This window comes from Nosocomiicoccus sp. HMSC067E10, assembly GCF_001810835.1.
Classification (GTDB): Bacteria; Bacillota; Bacilli; order Staphylococcales; family Salinicoccaceae; genus Nosocomiicoccus; species Nosocomiicoccus ampullae_A.
Genome location: NZ_KV802761.1, coordinates 74,766 through 98,596, shown reverse-complemented (window position 1 = coordinate 98,596; position 23,831 = coordinate 74,766). Strand labels below are relative to the sequence as shown.

Here is a 23,831-nt window from a genome sequence, read left to right as displayed (position 1 = left end):
ATTTTAATTTTCAAGGAGTGTTAAATTATGTCAAGAAATATTCGAGCTAAAAAAGGTTTAGAAATTGAGTGTAAAGGATGGGAACAAGAAGCAGCTTTACGTATGTTATATAACAACTTAGAACCTGAGGTTGCTGAGCATCCAGAGAATTTAGTCGTATACGGGGGTATCGGTAAAGCAGCGCGTAACTGGGAAGCATTTGATGCGATTGTCGATACGTTAAGAAATCTTGAAGACGATGAAACGATGCTCGTTCAGTCTGGTAAACCTGTTGCGGTTTTTAAGACGCATGACGAGGCACCACGCGTACTTTTATCTAACTCAGTACTCGTACCTAAGTGGGCAAATTGGGAACACTTTAATGAGCTCGATAAAAAAGGGTTAATGATGTACGGCCAGATGACGGCTGGTTCATGGATTTATATCGGGTCTCAAGGAATCGTTCAAGGGACGTACGAATCATTTGCAGAACTCGCAAACCAACACTACGGCGGTAGTTTAAAAGGAACGATTACGTTAACTGCTGGACTTGGTGGTATGGGTGGTGCGCAACCACTTGCGGTATCGTTTTGTGATGGTGTGTCGATTACTGTTGAGGTCGACAAATCTCGAATTGAAAAACGAATTGAAACGGGCTATTGTGACGTCATGATTGAAGACTTAGACGAAGCATTAAAAGTCGCTGAAGAAGCGAGAGATGAAGGACGTAATTTATCGATTGGATTATTAGGAAACGCTGCAGAAATTTTACCTAAAATTTTAAATAGCGATACGAAAATCGACGTCGTTACAGACCAAACGAGTGCGCATGACCCGTTAAACGGTTATGTACCTGAAGGATACTCGTTAGAAGAAGCAAAAAAACTACGCGAAGAAAATCCTGAAAAGTATGTTGAGTTATCTACAGCCTCTATGGCAAAACACGTTGAAGCGATGCTCGGATTTAAAGAAAAAGGCGCAGTTGTTTTCGATTATGGAAACAATATTCGACAAGTTGCGTATGATTACGGTGTAAAAAATGCATTTGACTTTGGAGGATTCGTGCCACTATTCATTCGTCCATTATTCTGTGAAGGTAAAGGACCATTTAGATTTGCGGCGTTATCTGGAGACCCTAAAGATATCGAAGCGGCAGATAAAAAAATGCGTGAATTATTCCCAGATAATGAAAAGTTAATTCGTTGGTTAGATATGGCTGAAGAACGTATTCATTTCCAAGGATTACCATCACGTATCGCTTGGTTAGGATACGGTGAACGTGCGAAAATGGGGTTAGCATTAAACGAAATGGTTCGTACAGGAGAAATTAGCGCACCAATCGTTATTGGACGTGACCATCTAGACTCTGGTTCAGTTGCAAGTCCTAACCGTGAAACTGAGTCGATGAAAGACGGAAGTGACGCAGTTGGTGACTGGGCAGTATTAAACGCGTTAGTGAACACGGCAGCAGGAGGATCATGGATTTCATTCCACCACGGTGGTGGTGTTGGTATGGGATACTCATTACATGCAGGAATGGTCGTCGTTGCAGATGGAACAGACAGAGCAGCGAGACGATTAGAAAGAGTATTAACTACAGATCCGGGTATGGGAGTAGTAAGACATGTTGACGCTGGATATGATATAGCAATCGAAACAGCGAAAAAATACAACATGAATATACCAATGTTAAAGGAGAATAAATAATGTCGACAACAATTATTAAAAATATTGGTGAGTTAGTATTACCAAAGAAATCAACACGTGCATTAAAAGGAAAAGAGATGGACGAGTTATTAATCGTGAAAGACGGTATGGTCGTCATTGAAGACGGTAAAGTCATCTATAGTGGTGAAAAGACAGATGATTATACAGCAGATCAAGAAATTGATGCTGAAGGAAAGCTTGTCACACCTGCTCTAGTCGACCCTCATACACACGTCGTTCATGGTGGATCACGTGAGCACGAGTTAGCGTTAAAAATTCAGGGTGTCGATTATTTAGAGATTTTAGAACAAGGTGGCGGTATTTTAAATACTGTTGAAGCGACTAAAAAAGCATCGTTTGATGAGTTGTTAGAAAAAGCATCGAAAAACATTATCCGTATGATTCAGCACGGTGTATTAACAGTAGAATCAAAAAGTGGATATGGTCTCGATTTAGAAAATGAATTAAAACAATTAAAAGTATCACACGCACTTGAAGAAAAGTTTCCAATCACAATGAAACATACGTACTTAGGTCCACACGCAGTACCTAAAGGCCGAGAAAACGAAGAATTTTTACAAGAGATGACAGATTTACTTCAAAACGATGAAATTAAAAAGCTATCTGATTTTGCAGATATATTTACTGAAACAGGAGTTTTCAGCGTTGAGGAGTCAAGACGTTATATGGAAGCAGCTAAAGAAGCGGGATACGATTTAAAAATTCATGCAGATGAAATCGATCCACTCGGTGGTTTAGGTCTCGCTATCGAACAAGGTGCAGTCAGTGCAGATCATTTAGTCGCCGCTTCAGATAAAGACAAAAAAGCATTGAAAGATAGCGACACAATCGCTGTACTTCTACCAGGTACAACGTTCTATTTAGGAAAAGACGATTATGCTGATGCACGTGGAATGATTGATAACGGTGGAGCTGTAGCTCTCGCGACGGACTTTAACCCTGGAAGCTGTGTGACAGATAACTTACAAATGATTATGACAATCGGTGCAATCAAACTTAGAATGACACCAAAAGAAGTATGGAACGCAGTAACAGTAAACGCAGCACACGCAATTAAAACAGATCGTGGTACGTTAGATGCTGGAGATGATGCGAACCTCGTCATTTGGAAAGCACCAAACCACGAATACGTACCGTATCATTATGGTGTAAACCATGCATCAAAAGTAATTGCTAATGGTCAAGTCGTTTTTGAGCAACCTGGACTTAACCTATAGTCATTATTGAAAATAACGAAGAAAATTATTATAATAAAAGTAATCAAATAAAATTTACTTGTGAGATGCAGTAACATTCGCCCTACTTTTAGAGAGACTATGGTTGGTGAGAATAGTTAGTAAGCGATGTGAATTTCTATCTCTATTACAGCAAGTAAACGAAGTTCACTTCGTTTTAAAATGAGATGCATACGTTAAACGTATGTAATTAGGGTGGCAACGCGTATATAACCACGTCCCTTTTGTATATTGGGGCGTGGTTTTTGTATCTACAAGTAAATTTAGGAGGAAAATAAATGTTAGATATTAAGTTTATTCGTAACAACACAGACATTGTAAAAGACAAAACAAAAAAACGTGAAATGGATCCAGTCATTATCGATGAGATTATTGAGTACGATGAAAAACGCCGTACGTTATTAAAAGAAACAGAAGAGTTAAAAGCAGAACGTAATAGCGTATCTCAAAACATCGCAGAAAAAAAGCGTAACAAAGAAGATGCAGATGCGGATATTCAAGCAATGCAAGAAGTCGGTAAACGTATTTCTGAAATCGATAATGAGTTAAAAGAAGTCGAATACGAATTACACTATCGTTTAGACCGTGTTCCAAATTTAATTGACGATGAAGTACCTGTTGGTAAAGATGACTCAGAAAACGTTGAAGTACGTCGTACAGGTGAACAGAAAACATTTGACTTTGAACCAAAAGCGCATTGGGAACTTCTTGAAGAGCTTAAAATGGCTGATTTTGAACGTGCATCAAAAGTATCAGGCTCACGTTTTGTATATTTAACAGGTGAAGGTGCACGTTTAGAGCGTGCATTAATTAACTTTATGTTAGATGTCCATAGAGAAAATGGTTATAAAGAAATGATGACACCACAAATCGTTCGTGGAGACGCAATGTACGGAACAGGACAGTTGCCAAAATTCGAAGAGGATTTATTTAAAATTCAAGATGAATCAATGTACACTATTCCAACTTCAGAAGTAACATTAACAAACTATTTTGCGAATGAAATCTTACAAAGTGAAGATGTGCCGACAAAGTTTGCAGCAGCTACAGCATGTTTCCGTAGTGAAGCGGGTTCAGCTGGTCGTGATACGAGAGGACTTATCCGACTTCACCAATTTAATAAAGTTGAAATGATGCGCTTTGAAAAGCCAGAAGATTCATTTGAAGTGTTAGAAGAAATGACACGTCATGCTGAAAATATTTTAAACTTATTAGAAATCCCACACCGCACAGTTATTTTATGTACGGGTGATATCGGATTTGGTTCAGCAAAAACGTATGACGTTGAAGTTTGGTTACCACAATACGGTGACTACAGAGAAATTAGCTCAATTTCAAATATGACAGATTTCCAAGCACGCCGTGCAAACATCCGCTTCAAGCGTGACAAAGATTCAAAACCTGAATATGTACACACGTTAAACGGTAGTGGTTTAGCTGTTGGACGTACGATGGCAGCAATTATTGAAAATTATCAAAATGAAGATGGGACAGTAACTATCCCAGAGGTACTAAGACCGTACATGGGTGGTCAATCTATCATCGAAAAGGTATAATAATATTATTGAATGCTCCTATTTCATAGGAGCATATTTTTATAAGCTTAGGGTGTGTAATTTTGAAACAAGATATACCTTATTTAAAAGTCGTATCAGCAATCGCTGTGAGTTTAATATTATTTATACTTACTGACTTTACATTTATACTCGGATTTTTAATCGTTCCGTTTGTTATCTATTTATTATTAGATATTAAGTTCAAATCTGATCGTACATTCTTTATAACGGTTTTCATCATATGGATTCCAACACTATACGGATTTTCAATACTATCATTTGTGATGTTTATCGTTATCGTGTGTTCAGTCTTATTACTTGAAGGTACGTTGAAGCAACGTTTCACACAAGAAGTTACACTTACATATTTAACGTTTTTAATGGGTATACTATCGTTATCTAGTGTGCTTATTCTTCAAGCATTTAAGGTAATACCATCTTTTGGAAATATAGAGTCACGAATGATTGCGTGGTACACAGAACAATTAAATGACGTATCGAGCATTACTGGTCAAACATTTGATACAGAAATGATTATTCAATCTGTAAAAGGATTTTTCACATTAATTCCATCGCAATTTTTTGTAGTGAGTTTTGTGATTGCACTCTATACGGTACTAATGATTCGAGTATTAGTCACAGACAAATCTCAACTTTGGACATATGTACCATTTAGTAAATGGGTTTTCCCGAGAAATATCGCTTATATTTATTTTGGATTTATGATCTTAACGCTATTTCAAAATACGTTAGGTGATGCAGTTTATGCGATTGTCATGAACTCAATGGTAATTTTAGAGTGGATTATATACATACATGGTTTAGCATTTGTTTTATACTTTTTAAAACATAAAGAACTTAACATTGTATGGATCGTACTCATTATGATTGTTTCAGTCATTCTTAAACCAATTACATTATTTGTTGGATTTATAGATATGTTATTTAGATTTAGACGACGTATTGAGACAGGGGGGAAATAGCACATGTTTAAAGTACTCGATAAAAAACTCATACTCATTCCGTTTAGTATTATTCTTTTACACATCGTGATATTGAGTACATTTATATTTATCAACCACTTTAGTTTTGGAGTACTGAGTTTCTTAGTAAGTGGGATTTTATTAGCACTCGTATATATATATGCCAACCGTTGGCTAACATTATCAGAGAAAAATTTAAGAGTGCTAGCAGATGATATCGCAAAAGGAAAAGAGTATACGGCAGACCATATGCCAGTCGGCATGATTATGATTAATGATGACGACGAAATTATATGGATGAACGCCTACATGGAAGAGAAAATGCCAGAAGAACTGTATAACGAACCGATTAATACAGTATTTCCGAATTTGTTAACGATGATTAAAACAAACAATTTAACTCAGACGGAAACAGTCTATGAAGGTAAGTCATACAAAGTTTTTTATGAAGAAGAGTTATCGATGCTTCATTTTATTGATATTACAAATGAAAAGAAATTAAGAAAAAAACTTGATGATAGAAAACCTGTCATTGGTATTTTGTTTCTAGATAACTATGATGATGTCACTCAAAACATGACAGAAAACTTAAAAAGTGAGTTAAATAATCTCATTATGTCAACGATTAACGAATGGGCTGAAGAACACCATGTGTACATTCGTAGATTTTCAAATGACCGTTTTATGATTGTTATGGAAAATGTCAGTCTTGAAGCGGTCGAGGACACACGTTTTCAACTACTCGATAAAGTGCGTGAATCTACTCAAGAAATGGGCGCACAGGTTACGTTATCTATTGGTCTTGGTGAAGGATCGACAGATTACATTGAAATCGGACAACTCGCACAATCTGCGTTAGACTTAGCGCTCGGACGCGGTGGTGACCAAGTAGCAATTAAAGCAGTGAACGGTTCAGCACGTTTTTATGGTGGTAAAACAGATCCGATGGAAAAACGTACACGCGTAAAAGCTCGTGTTATGGCGCATGCCCTACGTGACTTGTTACTTGAAGGTGAAAATGTCTTAATTATGGGGCATAAAAATCCTGACGTCGACTCAATCGGTGCGAGTATTGGTGTTGCGAAAATCGCAAAATCAAACGGAATCGATGCACATATTGTATTAAATGAGTCAGACTTAGACGATACGTTAACACGTATGATGAACGAAGTACGTGACCACGAACATATATATGAAACATTTATTTCATCAGAAGATGCATTTGACTTAATGACGCCAGGCACGACAGTCGTCGTCGTTGATACGCATCGACCATCGATGGTGCTCGATACCGATATTTTAAATAAAGCAACGCGTAAAGTTGTTATCGACCACCATAGACGTGCGGATGAAATGATTTCTAACCCACTACTTGTGTACATGGAACCATATGCATCTAGTGCATGTGAACTTGTCGCAGAGCTACTTGAGTATCAGTATCAAGAACATAAAATGTCACGTTTAGAAGCGACGATTATGTTGACGGGTATTATCGTCGATACGAGAAACTATACGTTACGTACAGGTAGTCGTACGTTTGATGCAGCGAGTTACTTACGTTCAAACGGTGCTGACCCAGTACTCGCTCAGACGTTCTTAAAAGATGATATCGATACGTTTATCGCACGTAGTGATCTCATAAAATCTGCTGAGATAGACTCTGATGGTATTGCGATCGTTAAAGCAGACCAAACGATGACATATCATCCAGTCACTGTCGCACAAGCAGCTGACTCTCTACTTCAAATTGAAGGTGTACGTGCATCGTTTGTTATTGCGACACGGGAAGATGATTCAATTGGAATTTCTGCACGATCTTTAGGAGATATTAATGTACAAATTATTATGGAAGAGCTCGGCGGCGGTGGGCATTTAACAAACGCTGCAACGAGACGTACAGATGTGACGATGGACGAGTTATATGACGAGTTAAAACATGTCATAGACCAAATGAAAGATATTAGGAGTGAAGAAGAATGAAAGTCATTCTATTAAAAGATGTTAAGAATATCGGTAAAGCAGGAGAAGTAAAAGAAGTTGCTGCAGGTTATGCACAAAACTTTTTATTTAAAAAAGGACTTGCAGAAGAAGCTACTCCAGCTAACTTAAAAAAATTAGAAGCTCAACAAGAACAAAAACGTGAAGCAGCACGTGAAGAGCTTGAGGACGCAAAAGCGTTAAAGGAAAAATTAGAACAGTTAGAAGTTACGATTAAAATGAAATCTGGTGAAGATGGTCGTCTATTCGGTTCAGTGAGTTCTAAACAAGTTATTGAAGCGTATAAAAAAGAACATGACATTAAACTCGACCGTAGAAAATTAGATATGCCTGAACCACTAAAAGCACTTGGATATCATAAAGTAGATGTGAAGTTACATCAAGAAGTTACTGCAGTACTTAAAATTCACGTCGTAGAACAGTAAGAGGTGTCGTCATGGAAAATAACAATCATTTTCCGCGTCAAATGCCACATAGTACCGATGCAGAACAAGCACTACTCGGTGCGGTTTTAATAGATCCAGAGATTATGATAGACGTCGAGACGACGTTAGAAGTCGATGATTTTTATGAACGCGCACACCAACTCATTTATAGTAGTATGCTCGAGGTAAATCAAGCGAATAAAAAGATTAGCCCACTACTACTCATGGAACACTTTAAAGTAAAAAATATCGTCAATGATGTCGGTGGATTATCGTATTTAACAAATTTATTTGAAATGTCACCGACGTCATCCAATTGGGAAGAATATGCAGATATTATACGTAAAAATTCGTTGAGACGTGTTCTAATTCGAAAAGCAGAGCGTCTATCATTAGATAGTTTCAACCCTGAGACTAATGTCGAGGAATTAATTGCTGAAGCAGAAAAATCGATGATGGATATCGAAAAAGACCGTAGACGTGACGGATTTAAAACGATGAGAGATGTCGTTTACGATATTTTCACAGAAATCGATGAATACTCTAAACTCGATAACAAAGGTATTACAGGGATACCAACAGGTTATCGACAACTCGATAAAATGACGAGTGGTCTACAACCGAATGATCTAATCATTCTCGCAGCGCGTCCGTCGATGGGTAAAACAGCTTTTGCATTAAACATTGCAGAAAACGTAGGGATGTCTAGCACTAATAAAAATACAGTCGCAATATTCTCACTCGAAATGGGTGCAGAACAACTCGCGACACGTATGATTTCAAGTGTTGGACATATCGATTCATCGAGTTTAAGAAATAGACAGCTCAACCAAGAAGAATGGGACAACTTAGCACACGTTACTGGTAAATTATCAGATACAAATATTTTCATAGATGATACACCAGGTATACGTGTAAATGAGATTCGTTCAAAGTGTATTAAGCTAAAAGCACAACACGGTCTCGATTTAATTATTATCGACTACTTACAACTAATTCAAGGATCTAGTCGAAGAAATAGTGAAAATAGACAACAAGAAGTATCTGAAATTTCACGTATGTTAAAAGCTCTGGCACGTGAAATGGAATGTCCAGTCATTGCATTGTCTCAGCTCTCACGTAGTGTTGAATCTAGGCAAGATAAGCGTCCGATGATGAGTGACTTACGTGAATCTGGATCGATTGAGCAAGATGCGGACATCGTTGCATTTTTATATCGTGATGATTATTACAATCGCGGTGAAGGTGAAGACGATGAAGGCGCACAAAGTACTCAAGATGAAATAGAAATCATCATTGCAAAACATCGTAACGGACCGACTGGAACAGTTAAATTAATGTTTAATAAACAACATAGTAACTTTATAGATCTTGCGGTTCAAGAATTTGAAGATGGATACATCCCACCGGGGAGCTAACATTAAAGCACTTCTAAACGTTTAGAAGTGCTTATTTTAATTGATTTTAGCTGCATTTAGTGATAAAGTATAATACGGTTAAATTAGACTTAATGGAGGCTTTTTTTATGTCTGGAACAGTAGTAGTCGGAACACAATGGGGAGACGAAGGTAAAGGTAAAATTACAGACTTTTTAGCTGAAGAAGCGAAAGTCATCGCTCGTTTCTCTGGAGGAAATAACGCGGGTCACACGATTCAATTTGGTGGAGAAACATACAAATTACATTTAGTACCGTCTGGAATTTTTGCAGATGATAAAATCGCATTAATCGGTAACGGTGTTGTAATTGATCCACTATCACTTATTAAAGAGCTCGACGGTTTAGAAGCACGTGGTATTAAAGTTGATAACTTAAGAATTTCAAACCGTGCAAATGTCGTCCTACCCTACCATATCGCTCAAGATGAATTAGAAGAAGAAGCACGTGGTGACAATAAGATTGGTACGACAAAAAGAGGAATCGGACCATGTTACGTAGACAAAGTTCAACGTATTGGAATTCGTATGGCTGATTTAGTGAACGATGAAGTGTTTAAAAAACGCCTCAAAGAAAATATTGAATATAAAAACCATTATTTAAAATCACTCTTCAATCACGAAGGATTTGAATTTGAAGAAATTTATGACACATATAAAAAAGCAGCTGATCGCTTACGTCCATATGTATGTGACACAGCAAAAATTTTAGACGATTCATTTAAAGCAAATGAACGTGTATTATTTGAAGGTGCTCAAGGTGTTATGTTAGACATCGACCACGGTACATACCCATTCGTCACGTCATCAAATCCAATCGCAGGTAACGTAACAGTTGGTTGTGGTGTTGGACCGACATTCATTAAGCATATTATCGGCGTATGTAAAGCATATACGTCACGTGTTGGAGATGGTCCATTCCCTACTGAGCTATTCGACGAAGATGGTCATCATATTCGTGAAATTGGTCGTGAATACGGTACGACAACAGGACGCCCAAGACGTGTCGGTTGGTTTGACTCAGTTGTAGTACGTCACTCACGCCGTGTAAGTGGGATTACAGACTTATCACTAAACTCAATTGACGTATTAAGTGGATTAGATACTGTTAAAATTTGTGTCGCTTATGAAATCGATGGAAAAGAAATTACAGAGTATCCTGCAACACTTGAAGAATTACAAAAAGCAAAACCAATCTATAAAGAATATCCAGGTTGGAAAGAAGATATTACAGGAGTACGTCGTTTAGAAGATCTACCTGAGAACGTACTAAATTACTTAAAAGAAATCGAACGTCTATGTGGTGTTCAAATTTCAATATTCTCAGTAGGACCAGACAGAGAACAAACAAATCTACTCTCAGATTTATGGGAGTAATATTTAAAGGCTATCTCAAAACGAGATAGCCCTTTTCTTATTCATACCAAATTTTTCAATAAAAAATCTAATCAAAAGATTAATTAGAAAAAAACTTTTAAAAATATTCAAAAAAACCTTGCTTTAAATTACCACCATGCTATAATAAGTCTTGTGTTCAGATAACTGGCCCCTTGGTCAAGCGGTTAAGACACCGCCCTTTCACGGCGGTAACACGGGTTCGAGTCCCGTAGGGGTCATTTTTATTTTGTTTACTTATCTGAATTGGTCCCGTGGTGTAGCGGTTAACATGCCTGCCTGTCACGCAGGAGATCGCGGGTTCGATTCCCGTCGGGACCGTAAGTATCCTCTAGTGAAATATCGCTAGAGGATTTTTTATAATATATTAATAAGATGATCATAAGAGTATCCCACAGTTTAATACTGTGGGATTTTTCGTGGTATAATTTATAGTTATAGTATAATAATATGTACATAAATATTTTAGAAATAGAGATATATTATTTTCTCTAGAACGGGGGAAAACAATGCCAGCTAAAATAGTTGTAGTTGATGATGAAAAGCCAATCGCAGAGATTTTAGAATTTAACTTACAAAAAGAAGGTTACGAAGTTTTAATTGCGCACGAAGGTAACGAAGCCCTTGAACTAATTATGGAAGAAGTACCAGATCTTATTTTGCTCGATATTATGTTACCGGGTAAAGATGGTATGGATATTTGTAAAGAAGTACGTAAATATCATGATATGCCGATTATTATGTTAACAGCAAAAGATGACGAAATCGACAAAGTACTCGGTTTAGAACTTGGTGCGGATGATTACGTTACGAAGCCATTTTCAGCACGTGAATTAATTGCACGTGTTAAGGCAAACTTACGCCGTAAAACACCGTCAACTGAAGAGGCTAAAAAAGATGAAAACATCATCACAAATCGTGAGATTACGATTGATCTAGATGCATATCTCGTTAAAAAGAATGATGTTGAAGTCGAACTTACACAACGTGAATTTGAGTTATTAAAATATTTAGCACAGTATCCAGGGCAAGTGATGACACGTGAACATTTACTTGAAACAGTTTGGGGTTATGACTACTTCGGAGATGTACGTACTGTAGACGTAACAATCCGTCGTTTAAGAGAGAAAATTGAAACAGATTCTAGTCATCCAGAGTACATTTTAACACGCCGTGGTGTCGGATACTTTTTAAAAGGTGACGACTAAATGCTGAACTATTGGCGTCGAAACATTCAATCTCTTCAAGTTAAACTCGTCGTTATATACGTTTTATTAATCATTATCGGTATGCAAATTATCGGATTATATTTTACAAACGTATTAGAAAGAGATTTAACAGAAAACTTTAAAAGTAACATCGAGTCACAAATTGACTTAATCGAAACGCGTATCGTCGAGCTCGATAGCGAACATGAAAACAATCGTAATAAATTTCAGCAAGAAGTACAAAAAGTGATCGATGATTATGGTAATCGTTCAGATATTAATGAAATTCGATACGTAAACTCCGATCAAATACTTCTTGCAACGAGCAAGATTTCTAACGAATCGACGTTAAACTCTCGAGTGAACATAAAAGAGTTAAACGAAGCGTTAGAAACCGGCACTCAAAATGATGATATATTCGTAAGTAAAGCGGATGATAACAAACGTATGTGGATTGTGAACTCTCCTGTTATTGCACACGATAAAGTAATTGGAAGTCTATACGTTGCATCAAACATCGAGAACGTATATTCGCAACTCGAAAAAATTAACAATACATTTATTATCGCAACTGCGATATCACTCATTATTACGACAGTGCTCGGTATATTTGTTGCACGTACGATTACAAAACCGATTATTAGTATGAGAAACCAAGCACTTCTCATGTCTGAGGGTAACTATACGTCTCGCGTACAAATATATAGTGATGATGAAATTGGTCAACTTGCTGAATCGTTCAATATCTTGTCTAAACGCGTTCAAGAAGCACAAGCGAATACTGAAAGTGAGAAGAACCGACTAGACTCTGTTATCACACATATGTCAGACGGTATTATTTCATCTGACAGACGCGGTGGAATACGTCTCGCAAACGACACAGCGTTATATATGTTAGATGTTAAGTACGAGGATATTTTAAATAAAAATATGATTACAGAACTCGGACTTGAAGATGAACTCGAGTTATCCGATATACTAGATGATCGTGATACGTCTCATTTAATATTTTTAGAATCTAAAGAAGGTAACCGCATCGTCCGTGTGAACTTTAGTGCTATCGTTAAAGATACTGGATTTGTCAGTGGATTTATCGCTGTAATGCATGACGTTACAGAACAAGAAGAATTCGAAAGAGAGCGTCGAGAATTCGTTGCGAACGTATCTCACGAGCTTCGTACCCCACTCACTTCGATGCACAGTTATATCGAAGCTTTAGAAGACGGTGCATGGCAAGATGACGAAATCGCGCCACGATTTTTAAAAGTTACACGTGAAGAAACAGAGCGTATGTCCCGACTCGTTGAAGACTTACTTCAACTTTCACGTATGGACAGTGAAGTCGAAGAAATCAATAAAGAAGTTGTGAACTTTAATATGTTCTTAGAAAATATTATCGAGCGATTCACAGTAACATTTAAAGATGAGGTTGTATTTACTAAAAATATACCGAACAAACCAATCTATTCTGAAATCGCAATAGATAAGATGATGCAAGTGCTTGATAACGTTATAACTAACGCTATAAAATATCAAACACGTACACCAAAAAAGGTTGAATTCCACTTACAAGAGAACACGTTATACAAACGCATGACGTTACGAATTAAAGACCACGGTCTCGGAATACCGGGTAAAAATGTCAATCAAATCTTCGATCGATTTTATAGAATCGATAAATCACGTACACGTCAAATGGGTGGTACCGGACTTGGACTCGCAATTTCTAAGGAGATTGTCGAAGCGCACGACGGTAAAATTTGGGCGACGAGTATTGAAGGTGAAGGCACGACAATTTTCATTAACTTACCTTGTTTAGATATTGAAGAGGATGAGTGGGATGAATAAAGAACACGTCAAAACAGTAGTGCTAACGTTACTCGTCATTATAAGTTGTATACTCACATATAAAAGCTGGAGTTATACTGCAGAATTCGAAACTATTGATACAACACTTTCACCGTCACCGATGGCCTCTCAAGGTGAGGATGTGACGTTTGGAGATGTGATACGAGCGTATCAAGTTGTCTATGCAACAGAACAAGAAGAAATTGGAACAGTCGATAAAGACGTAATTGCTGAAATTGGGAAGTTATTTAACGAAAAAGAGGTTCAATTTTTAAATCATCCAGAAAGCATTAATCAGTTAAAAGCAGATGCACTTATTGAAGGTAGCGAGATGCTTTTAATTGATTATTACTCAGAGATACCTGCACGTACATTTTTTACGATGTTAAAAAGTGAAATCGATGAGAATTTTGTAGATTTTCAGTTTGATCGTGTGTTTTTAGAGTTGCACGACAATTACGTCGTTTTTAACTTTTTTAACAGTGAACGTACGATGTTTATACCGTATAGAATTGATGTTAGTAAAGATGAAGTTATACAGATTATCAATCGAAATAGCGACAAATTTACAGATTATTCGATGGTGATTACAAACGAAGCGACATCAAACAGACTGACAGCGATATACGGTCCAAAGTCGCCAGGTAAAAAGACTGTACACCAATTTATACCATCGACAATCAGTGTTTCTGCAATGAACGAAACTCTGTTTACTCAATCAAATATAGAACAAAAACAAACAAAAGATATTACAGTGTACGAAGCAGATACTGAAATCGCGACGTATACATCGAGTAATTATCAATATACGTTTATGAATTTAAAAGGATCAGACGTTAATGAACTGTCCCCCTATCGTTCGATTGAAAAGTCATTCATCTTTTTAAATGGACATATGGGCTTAACGTCAAGATATACTCTACTTGAGTATGATAGCGACGATAATCTCGTAGTGTATCGACCACTTATAAATAACTATATTGTTTTTAGCGATGAAATTATGAGTGAAATTTACGTGAAAATCGGTAAGACGACAATCACAGAATATAGTCGACCGATGATTCAGTTAAACGCAAACATTCCTTCTGATTTAAGTGTGACGTTAGAAGATATTGAAAAAGTACGTTACCAAATTGTATTACACGAAGATTATGAGTTATCAAAAGTTAGTAAAATAGTCATCGCATATGATTTAAAGCATAATACAGATCAAAGTGAGTTAAACGTAGTTGAGTATACACCGAGTTGGTATATTTTATATGATGGAGAATGGATAAAATACGATATTGGAGAGGAAGCGTAATGGATTGGAAACTAAGTAAATCTATATATATTACAGTGTTTTTAATCATCAATATCGTATTGTTGATAGTTTTATATAATCAATATAATGTACAAGAACGACATGAATCGAGTAGAAGTCAGTCTATTAGTAAAAGTGCAGATTATAAAACAAACGTCGATGCTCTAAAAAATATAAAACTATCTGTATTAAACGGTATGCAACATGAGTTTCAATCTGAAACTAGTATGGATCAAAGTGGAATAACACAAAATGTTTTTGAAGTTAAAGATTTAGAATTAGATTCAACAAAAATTAAAGAATATATCGATAAAGAAGTATTTAGAGGAAGTGAGTACACGTATGATTCAGAAAATAGTATTTCAGATACGATTTACTATAATCAAATGTACGACTCACTTCCGATATTCAATAATAGCGTAGGCCGTATTAAAGTAGTTAAAGAGAGTGATGGCGCATTGCGCTTTGAACAGGGATATATCTCTAATATCTCTGTAAACGAATATTCAAAAAAAGTTCAAGTGAATGATCCGATAAAACTTGCTGAAGAACTTGCTAAAGAAAAGGTAATTTCAAAAGAAGCGGTTTTAAAATCGAGTACACTCGGTCATTACGTCATACTTTTAAACGATGAAGATCAACAAGTGTTGTTACGACCGAAATGGAAACTTGTCATTGAAGAAGATGATAGAACACGTATTATATACGTAGATGCAATCAATGCATCTGAAGAAATAATTGAAGGTGAGTGACATCCACAATGAAAATGAGCGTACTTGCGAGCGGCTCGACAGGGAATTGTATATATGTTGAGTCCGAATCAGGTAGTCTTTTAATCGATGTGGGTCTTACATGTAAACGAACAGAACTTGCGTTAAATAAAATAGAGCGATCATTAAACGATATTGACGCTATTTTAATCACACATGAGCATAGCGATCATATAAAAGGTTTAAAAGTCATCGCAAAGCGTTATAACATACCGATATTCGCGAATAAAAAGACATGGCAAGCTATTGAATCTAAAAATATTCACGTCAATAGAGAGCAAAAATTTGAATTTAACGCATTAAACTATAAAGAAATTATCGGTTTAGATGTCGAATCATTCAACGTCTCACATGATGCGGTAGATCCACAGTTTTACACCCTATCACAAAATGATAAAAAACTATCCGTCATTACAGATACCGGGTACGTCTCAGATGAGATGAAAGGTATTATAAAAGATAGCGACGTATTCGTATTTGAATCTAACCACGACGTCGATATGCTTCGTGCGGGTAGATACCCATGGGTAACAAAGCAACGTATATTAAGTGATGTTGGACACGTATCAAACGAAGACGCCGCACATGCGATGAAAGACGTTATTACAGATCGAACGAAACGAATTTATTTATCGCATTTAAGTCAAGACAACAACATCAAAGAACTCGCACGAATGAGTGTAGAGCAAGTGTTAAATCATCATGATGTCGATACAGTGTCACATGTGGAATTACACGATACAGATAAAGACGAACCAACGAGAATATATACATTATAAAAGTTATCCACAGAGATATGTGTATAACTACTGAATAATGTGGATAACTTGGGGACCAAGTGTGGAATACTTGGTCCTTTTCTGTGAATAAGTTTAAAAAGAAGGTGAAAATATGAAAATAACGATTATCACTGTTGGAAAATTAAAAGAGAAATATTGGCGTGAAGCGGTTAAAGAATATGAAAAGAGACTCAGTAAATATGCGAACGTCTCACTCATTGAAGTAAAAGACGAGCCGGAACCAAATAACGCGAGTGAAAAAGATATAGAAAACATTAAACATAAAGAAGCGGAACGTATTTTATCAAAAGTAAAACCAAACCAACACGTCGTCACGTTAGAAATAAACGGAGAAGCACACTCGTCAGAAAGTTTTGCAAAACAATATAATAACTGGAAAACACAAGGTAAAAGTAATGTCGTATTCGTCATTGGAGGAAGTAACGGAATTGGAGAAGACGTGTTAAAACGATCAAACGAAGCAATCAGCTTCGGAAAAATGACCTACCCTCATCAAATGATGAAAGTTATACTACTCGAGCAGTTATTTAGGGTGAATAAGATTTTGAATAATGAGAGTTATCATAAGTGATGTGGTTACTTAAAATAAACATACATTATTCATTACTTTGAAGATTCTTTATCATACAATTAGTTTATTGAATTCAAATAAAGTTTATGAGGTGCATGTAAATGACTCAATATTGGTTAATATCTGCTAACCATAATAAATATGATCATGAAGCGGCATTCCAAAAATGAGAGATTTCTGAGTAGCTAAGCTTTGTTGTTTTAATGTACTTTGACGTACATAACCAATGGCTTTGACCATAGTATTCACCTCCACGAAGATAATATATATTTATGAATAAGTTCAAATAAAGGTCCAACGTGTCATCAACACGTTGGACCGCAATAATTAATGATCATGATGTAATTTTTCAATAAAATAATTAGTTAATGATGCAATAAATTTATATTTCAAATATAAAGTATCTAATAAATGTTGTAAAATATCATTAAGTTATTTACGATAAATATAAATTAAAAGATTATTTTTATCTTATAGTGGAGAGGTTAATGACAATGAAACACATGCATTTATCCGTTTTAGCTTATAGTACAGGTCTACATCCTGCCTCTTGGAGACTACCACATTCATATGTTGAAGAAGTTGGAGATATTGATTTTCAAATTAAGTTAGCAAAATTAGCTGAAAAAGGTAAACTGGATGGATTCTTCTTAGGTGATGGTCAATATATTTCTGGAGAAGAAACGGGACATATCTCTTATTATTTTGAACCACTAACGGCGCTTGCCGCAATTTCACGTGAAACACATTCAATTGGTCTGATAGGTACCATTTCTTCTTCTTTTTATGAACCTTATCTTGCAGCTCGTATGCTTTCAAGTTTACATCAAATATCTCATGGACGTATTGGGGCAAATATTGTAACATCTCAATTTGATTTAGAAGCACAAAACTATTCGATGCAAGCTTTACCACATCTTGAAAAACGATATGAACGAGCAGACGAATTTATTAATGTAATGAAAAAATTATGGGAGTCATTTACTGTAGAGGCTATCGTTAATCACAAAGAGTCAGGGATTGGCTTAAATCATCAGTATATTCATCCACTTCATTATCAAGGAAAGTATTTTCAAGTTGCCGGAGCTATTAACATTCCAACACCAAAATATGGTCGACCACGTTTATTTCAAGCAGGAACTTCCATTCCAGGTCGTGATTTAGCAGTACGACACGTGGATGCTATTTTTTCAATTGCATGGAATATACAAGATGGCCAACAGTTCAGACAAGACATTCATCAACGGGCTATGGAAGCAAATCGTCAACCCCCTCTTGTATTACCAGGTCTCACCGTTTATGTTGATGAGAATGAAGAGGATGCTTATAAACTTAAGCAACAATTAGATGATATGATTCCACTTGAAAAACGCAAGAAACAATTATCTAAAGCCATTGGTCTAGATATAAGTGAGTGGACACTAGATGAAGTCGTGCCATCATTACCACCTTATGAGGCATTAGAGAAAAAAGTTGTAAAATCTATGTATAAAGCCATACAACGTGCCGTTAAGACTGAGCAACTTACATTAAGAGATTTATTAGATCGTTTTGGTACTTGGGTAGGGCATAAGACAATAGTAGGAACTCCTGAACAAGTGGCGGATGAAATGATCGAATGGTTTGAAAAAGAAGCGTGCGATGGTTTTATGTTGATGGCCCCGACGTATCCAGAATCATTTGAAAAATTTATTCATTTAGTGATACCAATTCTTCAAGAACGTGGAGTGTTTAGAAGAGATTATGAGAGTCATCTGTTAAAAAATCATTTGGGTATAAAAAACTAAAAATCAATATTTAATTTATTCAATTTTACATATGTAATATCAGAAAAGATATAGAATTATGGTATTATATGGTAAATATTAAGAACTAATTGGTTACTGAATATAAAATGTATTTATGTATTGGTAAAAGAGGATTTAAATAAAGGCGAAGTGCTCCTCAGCACTTCGCCTAAAATTTATTCAAAAGAATCATTTATATTTTAAGTGATTTATCATTTATAGTGCTGTAATACCACCATCTATAACAAATTCTGATCCTGTAGAATAAGAAGCATCGTCAGACGCTAAGAAACATACAAGGTTAGATACTTCTTCTGGCTGCGCCACTCTACGCAGTGGAATTGTTTTTTCGAATTCTTTAACAGCTTCTTTAACATCTTCTTGCTCTAACATTGCTGTTTTTATAACACCTGGGTGTACTGAGTTAACTCTAATATTGTATGGAGACAATTCTTTAGCTGCAGCTTTTGTCATACCTCTGACCGCAAATTTTGTATCTGTATAGCCAATTGCACCACCAACAAGACCATTTATTGAAGAAATATTGATAATTGACCCTTGTTTTTGACTTTTCATAATTTCAGATACAGTTTTGATGCCTAAAAAAACAGATACTTGATTAATATTTACAATCTTCATATAATCTTCTAATGATATTTGGTCAATTGTTTTATTGTATGTGATTCCAGCATTATTAACCAATACATCAATTCGATTCCATTTGTTCATTACTTCTTGAATGACATGATTCCAATCTGCTTCTTTAGATACATCATGCTTGATAAATAAAACATCGTCTCCAAGAGAATTAGCTGTTTTTTGACCTAATTCATCATTAATATCAGTTATCACAACTTTTGCGCCTTCAGCTATCGCTTTTTTGGCATGAAGTTCTCCCATACCTTGTGCGCCACCAGTAATAACGACGACTTTATCTTGTAATTTTCCCATTGTAAAACATCCTTCCTCTAAATTAATATTGTTCATAATATTATTGTATATTTAACTCACTTCAGAAGCTAAAAAAGTCACTTATATTTATAAAGGTTTTTTTAACTTAAATATATGACTCTGTCAGTTCTAAAAATTCTTCAATGTCTTTATGAACTGAATTTAATGCGTCTTGCCAGAAATCTGGTTTGCGTAGATCAACGTTTAAATGCTTTTCAGCTAGATCTTCTGTTGTCATGCTCGCAGTATCACGTAGAAGTGCGATGTAATCATCTTCAGTTACGTTTTCATCTTCTAAGAAGCGGTTGTATATACCTAAGCTGAAGAAGTATCCAAATGTGTACGGGAAGTTATAGAACGGTACACCCGTAATATGGAAATGTAATTTTGTTGCCCAGAACATCGGATGATAAGATTTCAGCGCATCTTCGTATGCTTCTTCTTGTGCGTCTTTCATCAGTTCTTTTAGTCTATTGCTGTCTAACGTTCCTTTTTGACGTTCATCATATAAATTACGTTCAAAGATATAGCGTGCGTGGATATTCATCATAAATGCCACACTTCTAGAAATTTTTTCATCGATTAAATTGATTTTCTCTGCTTCTGACGCCGCGTTTTCAATCGTTGCGTTTGAAACAACGAGCTCAGCGAATGTAGATGCTGTTTCAGCAACGTTCATAGCATAGCGCTGGTTAAGTAACGGTAAATCACGCATGACATAACTATGGAACGCATGTCCGAGTTCGTGTGCGAGTGTTGAGACGTTACCTGTGCTACCTGCAAACGTCATAAAAATACGTGACTGTTTTGATTCCGGAAGGTTTGAACAGTATCCACCTGGACGTTTTCCTGGACGATCTTCCGCTTCAATCCACTGCTCTTCAAATGCACGACGAGACATCTCTGCCATCTTTGGACTAAATGATTTAAAGTTATCGATAATAAACTCTGCCGCTTCATCGTACGTATATTTTTTGTTCTTATAGTCTCCGACATCTACACTTGCGTGCACGTCGAGCCACCCTAATTGCTCGACACCAAGAAGCTGTGCTTTTCTCTCGAAGTATTTCTTTAAAGGTGATTTATTTTTAGCAATCGTATTCCACATTGTATCGAGAGTGTTTTCTTCCATACGGTTGTAGTCTAACGGTACTTTCATATAATCTTTATAGTCATGAAGTTCATAGTTATTTAAACGGAAGCCTGATAGATGGTTTAACGTTGTAGCAAATAAATCTGCTTTTTTATTCCACTCTTCTTCCCAAATTTTTAACAGTTCTTCACGTTTTTCTGGATTCTCTTCTGATCCCATTTTGTTTTCAAATTGCCCTGCTGAGTAATACTTAGTCTCACCGTCTTCAGTGACTGGGATTTGAATTGATGCAACGAGTTGGTTGTACATATTGCCCCAACCGTGTAAGCCATCGAGTGATAAGCTATTGATAATTGTTTCTTCTTCTGTCGATAGTAAATCCGCTTCGTTTTTACGAATTTCTTTTAAAGGAAAACGCATTGCGTTAAAGAAGTCATCTTCTAATAACGTGTTAAATTGATTTTCAGTAAGTGCACTGATTTTTTTATTTAAAATAATAATCTCAGATGAGAAATCTTTACGTAAATTAGCTACAGCATTTGTATTTTTTAATGCCTTTTGATCCGTAATATTTGCAGATGCTAATCCGTTAGAGAAACTTCCCATCTCGCCAAGCGCGTTTGAAATTTTTTCGTATTGCTCTAATAAACTCTTTAGCGGTGTAAAATCATTAGAACTTTCGTCAGAATTCCACTCCCCTAGTTTTTCAGAGAACTCTCTAATACTGTTACTCACTTCTACTAAACGATTTTGGAAAGCAGAAGATTCACTTCCACCAGGAAACACACTTTCCATATCCCAATTATCTTTGTAATTCATCAAATTCCTTCCTTTCAAAGTAAAATGTAGTTACATTTATCATACAGGAAATAATGGAGAAGTGATATAAATCGCTTCCATAATTTGAATATAAATTTGTTAGAAATGATAGAATAATATTATTGGAACGTCTATTTTAAAAATTATTATTTGAGGAATACGTAGCAAATTATTATAAACGATCAAAAAATAGGAGTTTTATAGTATGTACCGAGTTAATCCATTCCATCCAAACTCTATATATTTAATAAGCGAAAATAAAAAATTTAATCTCTATTTTGAAGAACTTAAAAGAAAATTTCCTTATCATGACTACATTTTAAATATAGGAGATTATGAAGTTAATAACTACTCCGATTATGGATTTATCGAGTTTCGTCGAACTTATGATTTAAATATTGAACTCAATAGATTGTTAAATTGTTTCTTTGAAAACAAAGAGAACATCGTTCAACGGGCTTCTACTCCATTTACGTTGTCGAACCAATTGATAAAAAAATGGTACGAGATATATAAAAAAACTCATAAAGTTAATCCTGTGAAGAGTTTTAATTTAGAAGAGTTTAAAGAGAAATTAGCTGAGGGTTTAGATTTTGAGAATTCTATAGTTATTTTTAATACTCAGTGTGAAATAATTGCATATGCTCTGATTTATGATGATTCTAAAGATACAAAAGAAGTTGGATACGTCTATTTTAAAGATACTAAATCTAAGCAACAATTGTTAGAAATACTTTTCAATCGTTTAATATTTTTAAACAATAAAGGAATACACAGTATAGTTACCGAAGTTGATACTACCGACAAATATGCATATGAAATTTTTGGTGCTTTTATTGATGATTCTACAGCGTATATGAAAACTTTAATTTATAAATCTAAAATGACCAAACTCTCCAGTAGAAATATAGAACACGATGGTATTAATTACGTTCTAAATTGGTCTAAAGATATTCATTTTTGTTTATCTAATGGTTGGCCGTTAAATCGTACAAACGAAGCAATTTTTGAATGGTGGAATTATGTAATTGAATCACAATCAGATAGTTTTCAAAGAAAAATGCTGATCTCAAATAAAACGACCATTGGCTATTATGATATATATATACATAACGAAAATATAATAGAACTAGGTATTGCAATTGGTGATAAGAACTTTAGAAATAAAGGGTATGGTTCATTATTATTCTCTAAAATAACTGCTGAAGTGAGTCGAAAATACCCTTCAAAAGATATCATTGCAATTACTGATAAAACGAATATTGTAGCACAAAGGATGATAATAAAGTCAGGATATCGAGTAGAAAATAGCGATAAATACAAACCTTATATAACAAACAATGAGTTAGTGTATCGCTATATTTAGGATGCTTTTTTTATGGTAATTAGGAAATTAGTTTTTGAGGTGATTCTTTGAATTTAGGACTTAAAAATAATGAAGTTAGATTAGTAAAGTATTCGCCAAAGTGGAAAGATGAATTTAAAAGGTCTAAAAATTTAATATTAGATCATACTCATATTCAAAAAAATAGAATCGAGCATATTGGTAGTACATCAATAATCGGTATGTCAGCAAAGCCTATAATAGATATTGTTATAGGAGTAGATGATTTAGAAAAGGTTGATAAAACTTTGTTTAAAGAATTAGAAAAAGCAGGGTTTTTTAGGTTAAAAGTGAATCGTCCTAATGAAGTTGTACTTGCAAAATTTTTAGATGATTCTTACAAAGTAAAAACACATTTTATCCATTTAGTTGAGTATAAAGGAGATTTATGGCATGATTTAATATTCTTTAGGGATTATTTAAATAGTAATAGAGAAGCTAGAGAAGAATATTTAGATGTTAAAAATAAATATCTAAGCAACGCCTCGAAAGATATTATCGAATATACTAACTATAAGGAAGAATTTGTGAAAGAAATTTATAAAAAGAGAAAGGATTTTTAA

The 23,831-nt window shown here is 35.3% G+C and carries 19 protein-coding genes and 2 tRNA genes; 19 read left to right on the top strand and 2 right to left on the bottom strand.

Features of this window, described 5'->3' with window-relative positions; translation table 11 throughout:
* The first annotated feature begins 27 nt into the window (after positions 1 to 27).
* The 17 genes from hutU to HMPREF2767_RS03510 all read left to right on the top strand — a co-directional run bounded on the left by hutU (position 28) and on the right by HMPREF2767_RS03510 (position 19,021).
* On the top strand, positions 28 to 1,686 hold the full coding sequence (gene hutU, locus HMPREF2767_RS03590; RefSeq protein WP_070622643.1) for a urocanate hydratase: 1,659 nt from the start codon (positions 28 to 30) through the stop codon (positions 1,684 to 1,686).
* The gene (gene hutI / locus HMPREF2767_RS03585; protein WP_070622642.1) at positions 1,686 to 2,924 is read left to right on the top strand and encodes an imidazolonepropionase; all 1,239 of its coding nucleotides are present in this window, start codon (positions 1,686 to 1,688) and stop codon (positions 2,922 to 2,924) included. The genes hutU and hutI overlap by 1 nt, the downstream gene beginning before the upstream one ends.
* A gap of 296 nt (positions 2,925 to 3,220) precedes the next feature.
* Positions 3,221 to 4,498, top strand: a complete 1,278-nt coding sequence (gene serS, locus HMPREF2767_RS03580; RefSeq protein WP_070622641.1) for a serine--tRNA ligase — start codon at positions 3,221 to 3,223, stop codon at positions 4,496 to 4,498.
* Positions 4,499 to 4,560: 62 nt separating this feature from the next.
* Positions 4,561 to 5,481 (top strand): DUF2232 domain-containing protein, encoded by a 921-nt coding sequence (locus tag HMPREF2767_RS03575; RefSeq protein WP_070457163.1) that lies wholly within the window; start codon positions 4,561 to 4,563, stop codon positions 5,479 to 5,481.
* Between the two features lie 3 nt (positions 5,482 to 5,484).
* On the top strand, positions 5,485 to 7,461 hold the full coding sequence (locus tag HMPREF2767_RS03570; protein WP_068129083.1) for a DHH family phosphoesterase: 1,977 nt from the start codon (positions 5,485 to 5,487) through the stop codon (positions 7,459 to 7,461).
* The gene (gene rplI, locus HMPREF2767_RS03565) at positions 7,458 to 7,904 is read left to right on the top strand and encodes a 50S ribosomal protein L9 (protein WP_068129086.1); all 447 of its coding nucleotides are present in this window, start codon (positions 7,458 to 7,460) and stop codon (positions 7,902 to 7,904) included. The genes HMPREF2767_RS03570 and rplI overlap by 4 nt, the downstream gene beginning before the upstream one ends.
* Before the next feature lie 11 nt (positions 7,905 to 7,915).
* Positions 7,916 to 9,322, top strand: coding sequence for a replicative DNA helicase (dnaB, locus tag HMPREF2767_RS03560; RefSeq protein ID WP_070622640.1), 1,407 nt, complete (start codon positions 7,916 to 7,918; stop codon positions 9,320 to 9,322).
* A 107-nt stretch (positions 9,323 to 9,429) separates the two neighbouring features.
* Positions 9,430 to 10,716 carry an adenylosuccinate synthase gene (locus tag HMPREF2767_RS03555; protein WP_070622639.1) on the top strand — a complete coding sequence of 429 codons (1,287 nt, stop codon included), beginning with the start codon at positions 9,430 to 9,432 and terminating at the stop codon, positions 10,714 to 10,716.
* A 167-nt stretch (positions 10,717 to 10,883) separates the two neighbouring features.
* Positions 10,884 to 10,955 (top strand) — tRNA-Glu (locus HMPREF2767_RS03550).
* A 27-nt stretch (positions 10,956 to 10,982) separates the two neighbouring features.
* Positions 10,983 to 11,055, top strand: a tRNA-Asp gene (locus tag HMPREF2767_RS03545).
* 188 nt (positions 11,056 to 11,243) lie between these two features.
* Positions 11,244 to 11,942, top strand: a complete 699-nt coding sequence (gene yycF / locus HMPREF2767_RS03540) for a response regulator YycF (RefSeq protein ID WP_068129103.1) — start codon at positions 11,244 to 11,246, stop codon at positions 11,940 to 11,942.
* Positions 11,943 to 13,790 carry a cell wall metabolism sensor histidine kinase WalK gene (gene walK / locus HMPREF2767_RS03535; RefSeq protein ID WP_070622638.1) on the top strand — a complete coding sequence of 616 codons (1,848 nt, stop codon included), beginning with the start codon at positions 11,943 to 11,945 and terminating at the stop codon, positions 13,788 to 13,790.
* Complete coding sequence (locus tag HMPREF2767_RS03530) at positions 13,783 to 15,093, top strand: YycH family regulatory protein (protein ID WP_070622637.1); 1,311 nt, start codon at positions 13,783 to 13,785, stop codon at positions 15,091 to 15,093. Before walK ends, HMPREF2767_RS03530 begins: the two co-directional genes overlap by 8 nt.
* Positions 15,093 to 15,845 (top strand): two-component system regulatory protein YycI, encoded by a 753-nt coding sequence (yycI, locus tag HMPREF2767_RS03525; RefSeq protein WP_070622636.1) that lies wholly within the window; start codon positions 15,093 to 15,095, stop codon positions 15,843 to 15,845. The genes HMPREF2767_RS03530 and yycI overlap by 1 nt, the downstream gene beginning before the upstream one ends.
* Positions 15,842 to 16,642, top strand: a complete 801-nt coding sequence (locus HMPREF2767_RS03520) for an MBL fold metallo-hydrolase (protein ID WP_371440757.1) — start codon at positions 15,842 to 15,844, stop codon at positions 16,640 to 16,642. Before yycI ends, HMPREF2767_RS03520 begins: the two co-directional genes overlap by 4 nt.
* A 112-nt stretch (positions 16,643 to 16,754) precedes the next feature.
* Positions 16,755 to 17,234 (top strand): 23S rRNA (pseudouridine(1915)-N(3))-methyltransferase RlmH, encoded by a 480-nt coding sequence (gene rlmH, locus HMPREF2767_RS03515; protein ID WP_070622635.1) that lies wholly within the window; start codon positions 16,755 to 16,757, stop codon positions 17,232 to 17,234.
* 488 nt (positions 17,235 to 17,722) lie between these two features.
* The gene (locus HMPREF2767_RS03510; protein WP_246828763.1) at positions 17,723 to 19,021 is read left to right on the top strand and encodes an NtaA/DmoA family FMN-dependent monooxygenase; all 1,299 of its coding nucleotides are present in this window, start codon (positions 17,723 to 17,725) and stop codon (positions 19,019 to 19,021) included.
* A gap of 216 nt (positions 19,022 to 19,237) precedes the next feature.
* Here the strand turns inward: HMPREF2767_RS03510 and HMPREF2767_RS03505 are convergent, their stop codons facing one another.
* Positions 19,238 to 19,972 (bottom strand): glucose 1-dehydrogenase, encoded by a 735-nt coding sequence (locus tag HMPREF2767_RS03505; protein ID WP_070622634.1) that lies wholly within the window; start codon positions 19,970 to 19,972, stop codon positions 19,238 to 19,240.
* Positions 19,973 to 20,078: 106 nt separating this feature from the next.
* Positions 20,079 to 21,884, bottom strand: a complete 1,806-nt coding sequence (locus tag HMPREF2767_RS03500) for a M3 family oligoendopeptidase (RefSeq protein ID WP_070622633.1) — start codon at positions 21,882 to 21,884, stop codon at positions 20,079 to 20,081.
* Between the two features lie 205 nt (positions 21,885 to 22,089).
* Between HMPREF2767_RS03500 and HMPREF2767_RS03495 the strand changes: the two genes are divergently transcribed.
* Both HMPREF2767_RS03495 and HMPREF2767_RS03490 read left to right on the top strand, forming a co-directional pair.
* Positions 22,090 to 23,250, top strand: a complete 1,161-nt coding sequence (locus tag HMPREF2767_RS03495) for a GNAT family N-acetyltransferase (RefSeq protein WP_070622632.1) — start codon at positions 22,090 to 22,092, stop codon at positions 23,248 to 23,250.
* A gap of 47 nt (positions 23,251 to 23,297) precedes the next feature.
* Positions 23,298 to 23,831, top strand: a complete 534-nt coding sequence (locus HMPREF2767_RS03490; RefSeq protein WP_070622631.1) for a GrpB family protein — start codon at positions 23,298 to 23,300, stop codon at positions 23,829 to 23,831.

What these genes read in the sequence shown, in the direction of transcription:
- hutU (WP_070622643.1), top strand. Translation starts at nt 28, where the DNA reads ATGTCAAGAAATATTCGAGCTAAAAAAGGTTTAGAAATTGAGTGTAAA.
- hutI (WP_070622642.1), top strand. Translation starts at nt 1,686, where the DNA reads ATGTCGACAACAATTATTAAAAATATTGGTGAGTTAGTATTACCAAAG.
- serS (WP_070622641.1), top strand. Translation starts at nt 3,221, where the DNA reads ATGTTAGATATTAAGTTTATTCGTAACAACACAGACATTGTAAAAGAC.
- HMPREF2767_RS03570 (WP_068129083.1), top strand. Translation starts at nt 5,485, where the DNA reads ATGTTTAAAGTACTCGATAAAAAACTCATACTCATTCCGTTTAGTATT.
- rplI (WP_068129086.1), top strand. Translation starts at nt 7,458, where the DNA reads ATGAAAGTCATTCTATTAAAAGATGTTAAGAATATCGGTAAAGCAGGA.
- dnaB (WP_070622640.1), top strand. Translation starts at nt 7,916, where the DNA reads ATGGAAAATAACAATCATTTTCCGCGTCAAATGCCACATAGTACCGAT.
- HMPREF2767_RS03555 (WP_070622639.1), top strand. Translation starts at nt 9,430, where the DNA reads ATGTCTGGAACAGTAGTAGTCGGAACACAATGGGGAGACGAAGGTAAA.
- yycF (WP_068129103.1), top strand. Translation starts at nt 11,244, where the DNA reads ATGCCAGCTAAAATAGTTGTAGTTGATGATGAAAAGCCAATCGCAGAG.
- walK (WP_070622638.1), top strand. Translation starts at nt 11,943, where the DNA reads ATGCTGAACTATTGGCGTCGAAACATTCAATCTCTTCAAGTTAAACTC.
- HMPREF2767_RS03530 (WP_070622637.1), top strand. Translation starts at nt 13,783, where the DNA reads ATGAATAAAGAACACGTCAAAACAGTAGTGCTAACGTTACTCGTCATT.
- yycI (WP_070622636.1), top strand. Translation starts at nt 15,093, where the DNA reads ATGGATTGGAAACTAAGTAAATCTATATATATTACAGTGTTTTTAATC.
- rlmH (WP_070622635.1), top strand. Translation starts at nt 16,755, where the DNA reads ATGAAAATAACGATTATCACTGTTGGAAAATTAAAAGAGAAATATTGG.
- HMPREF2767_RS03510 (WP_246828763.1), top strand. Translation starts at nt 17,723, where the DNA reads ATGACAATGAAACACATGCATTTATCCGTTTTAGCTTATAGTACAGGT.
- HMPREF2767_RS03505 (WP_070622634.1), bottom strand. Translation starts at nt 19,972, where the DNA reads ATGGGAAAATTACAAGATAAAGTCGTCGTTATTACTGGTGGCGCACAA.
- HMPREF2767_RS03500 (WP_070622633.1), bottom strand. Translation starts at nt 21,884, where the DNA reads ATGAATTACAAAGATAATTGGGATATGGAAAGTGTGTTTCCTGGTGGA.
- HMPREF2767_RS03495 (WP_070622632.1), top strand. Translation starts at nt 22,090, where the DNA reads ATGTACCGAGTTAATCCATTCCATCCAAACTCTATATATTTAATAAGC.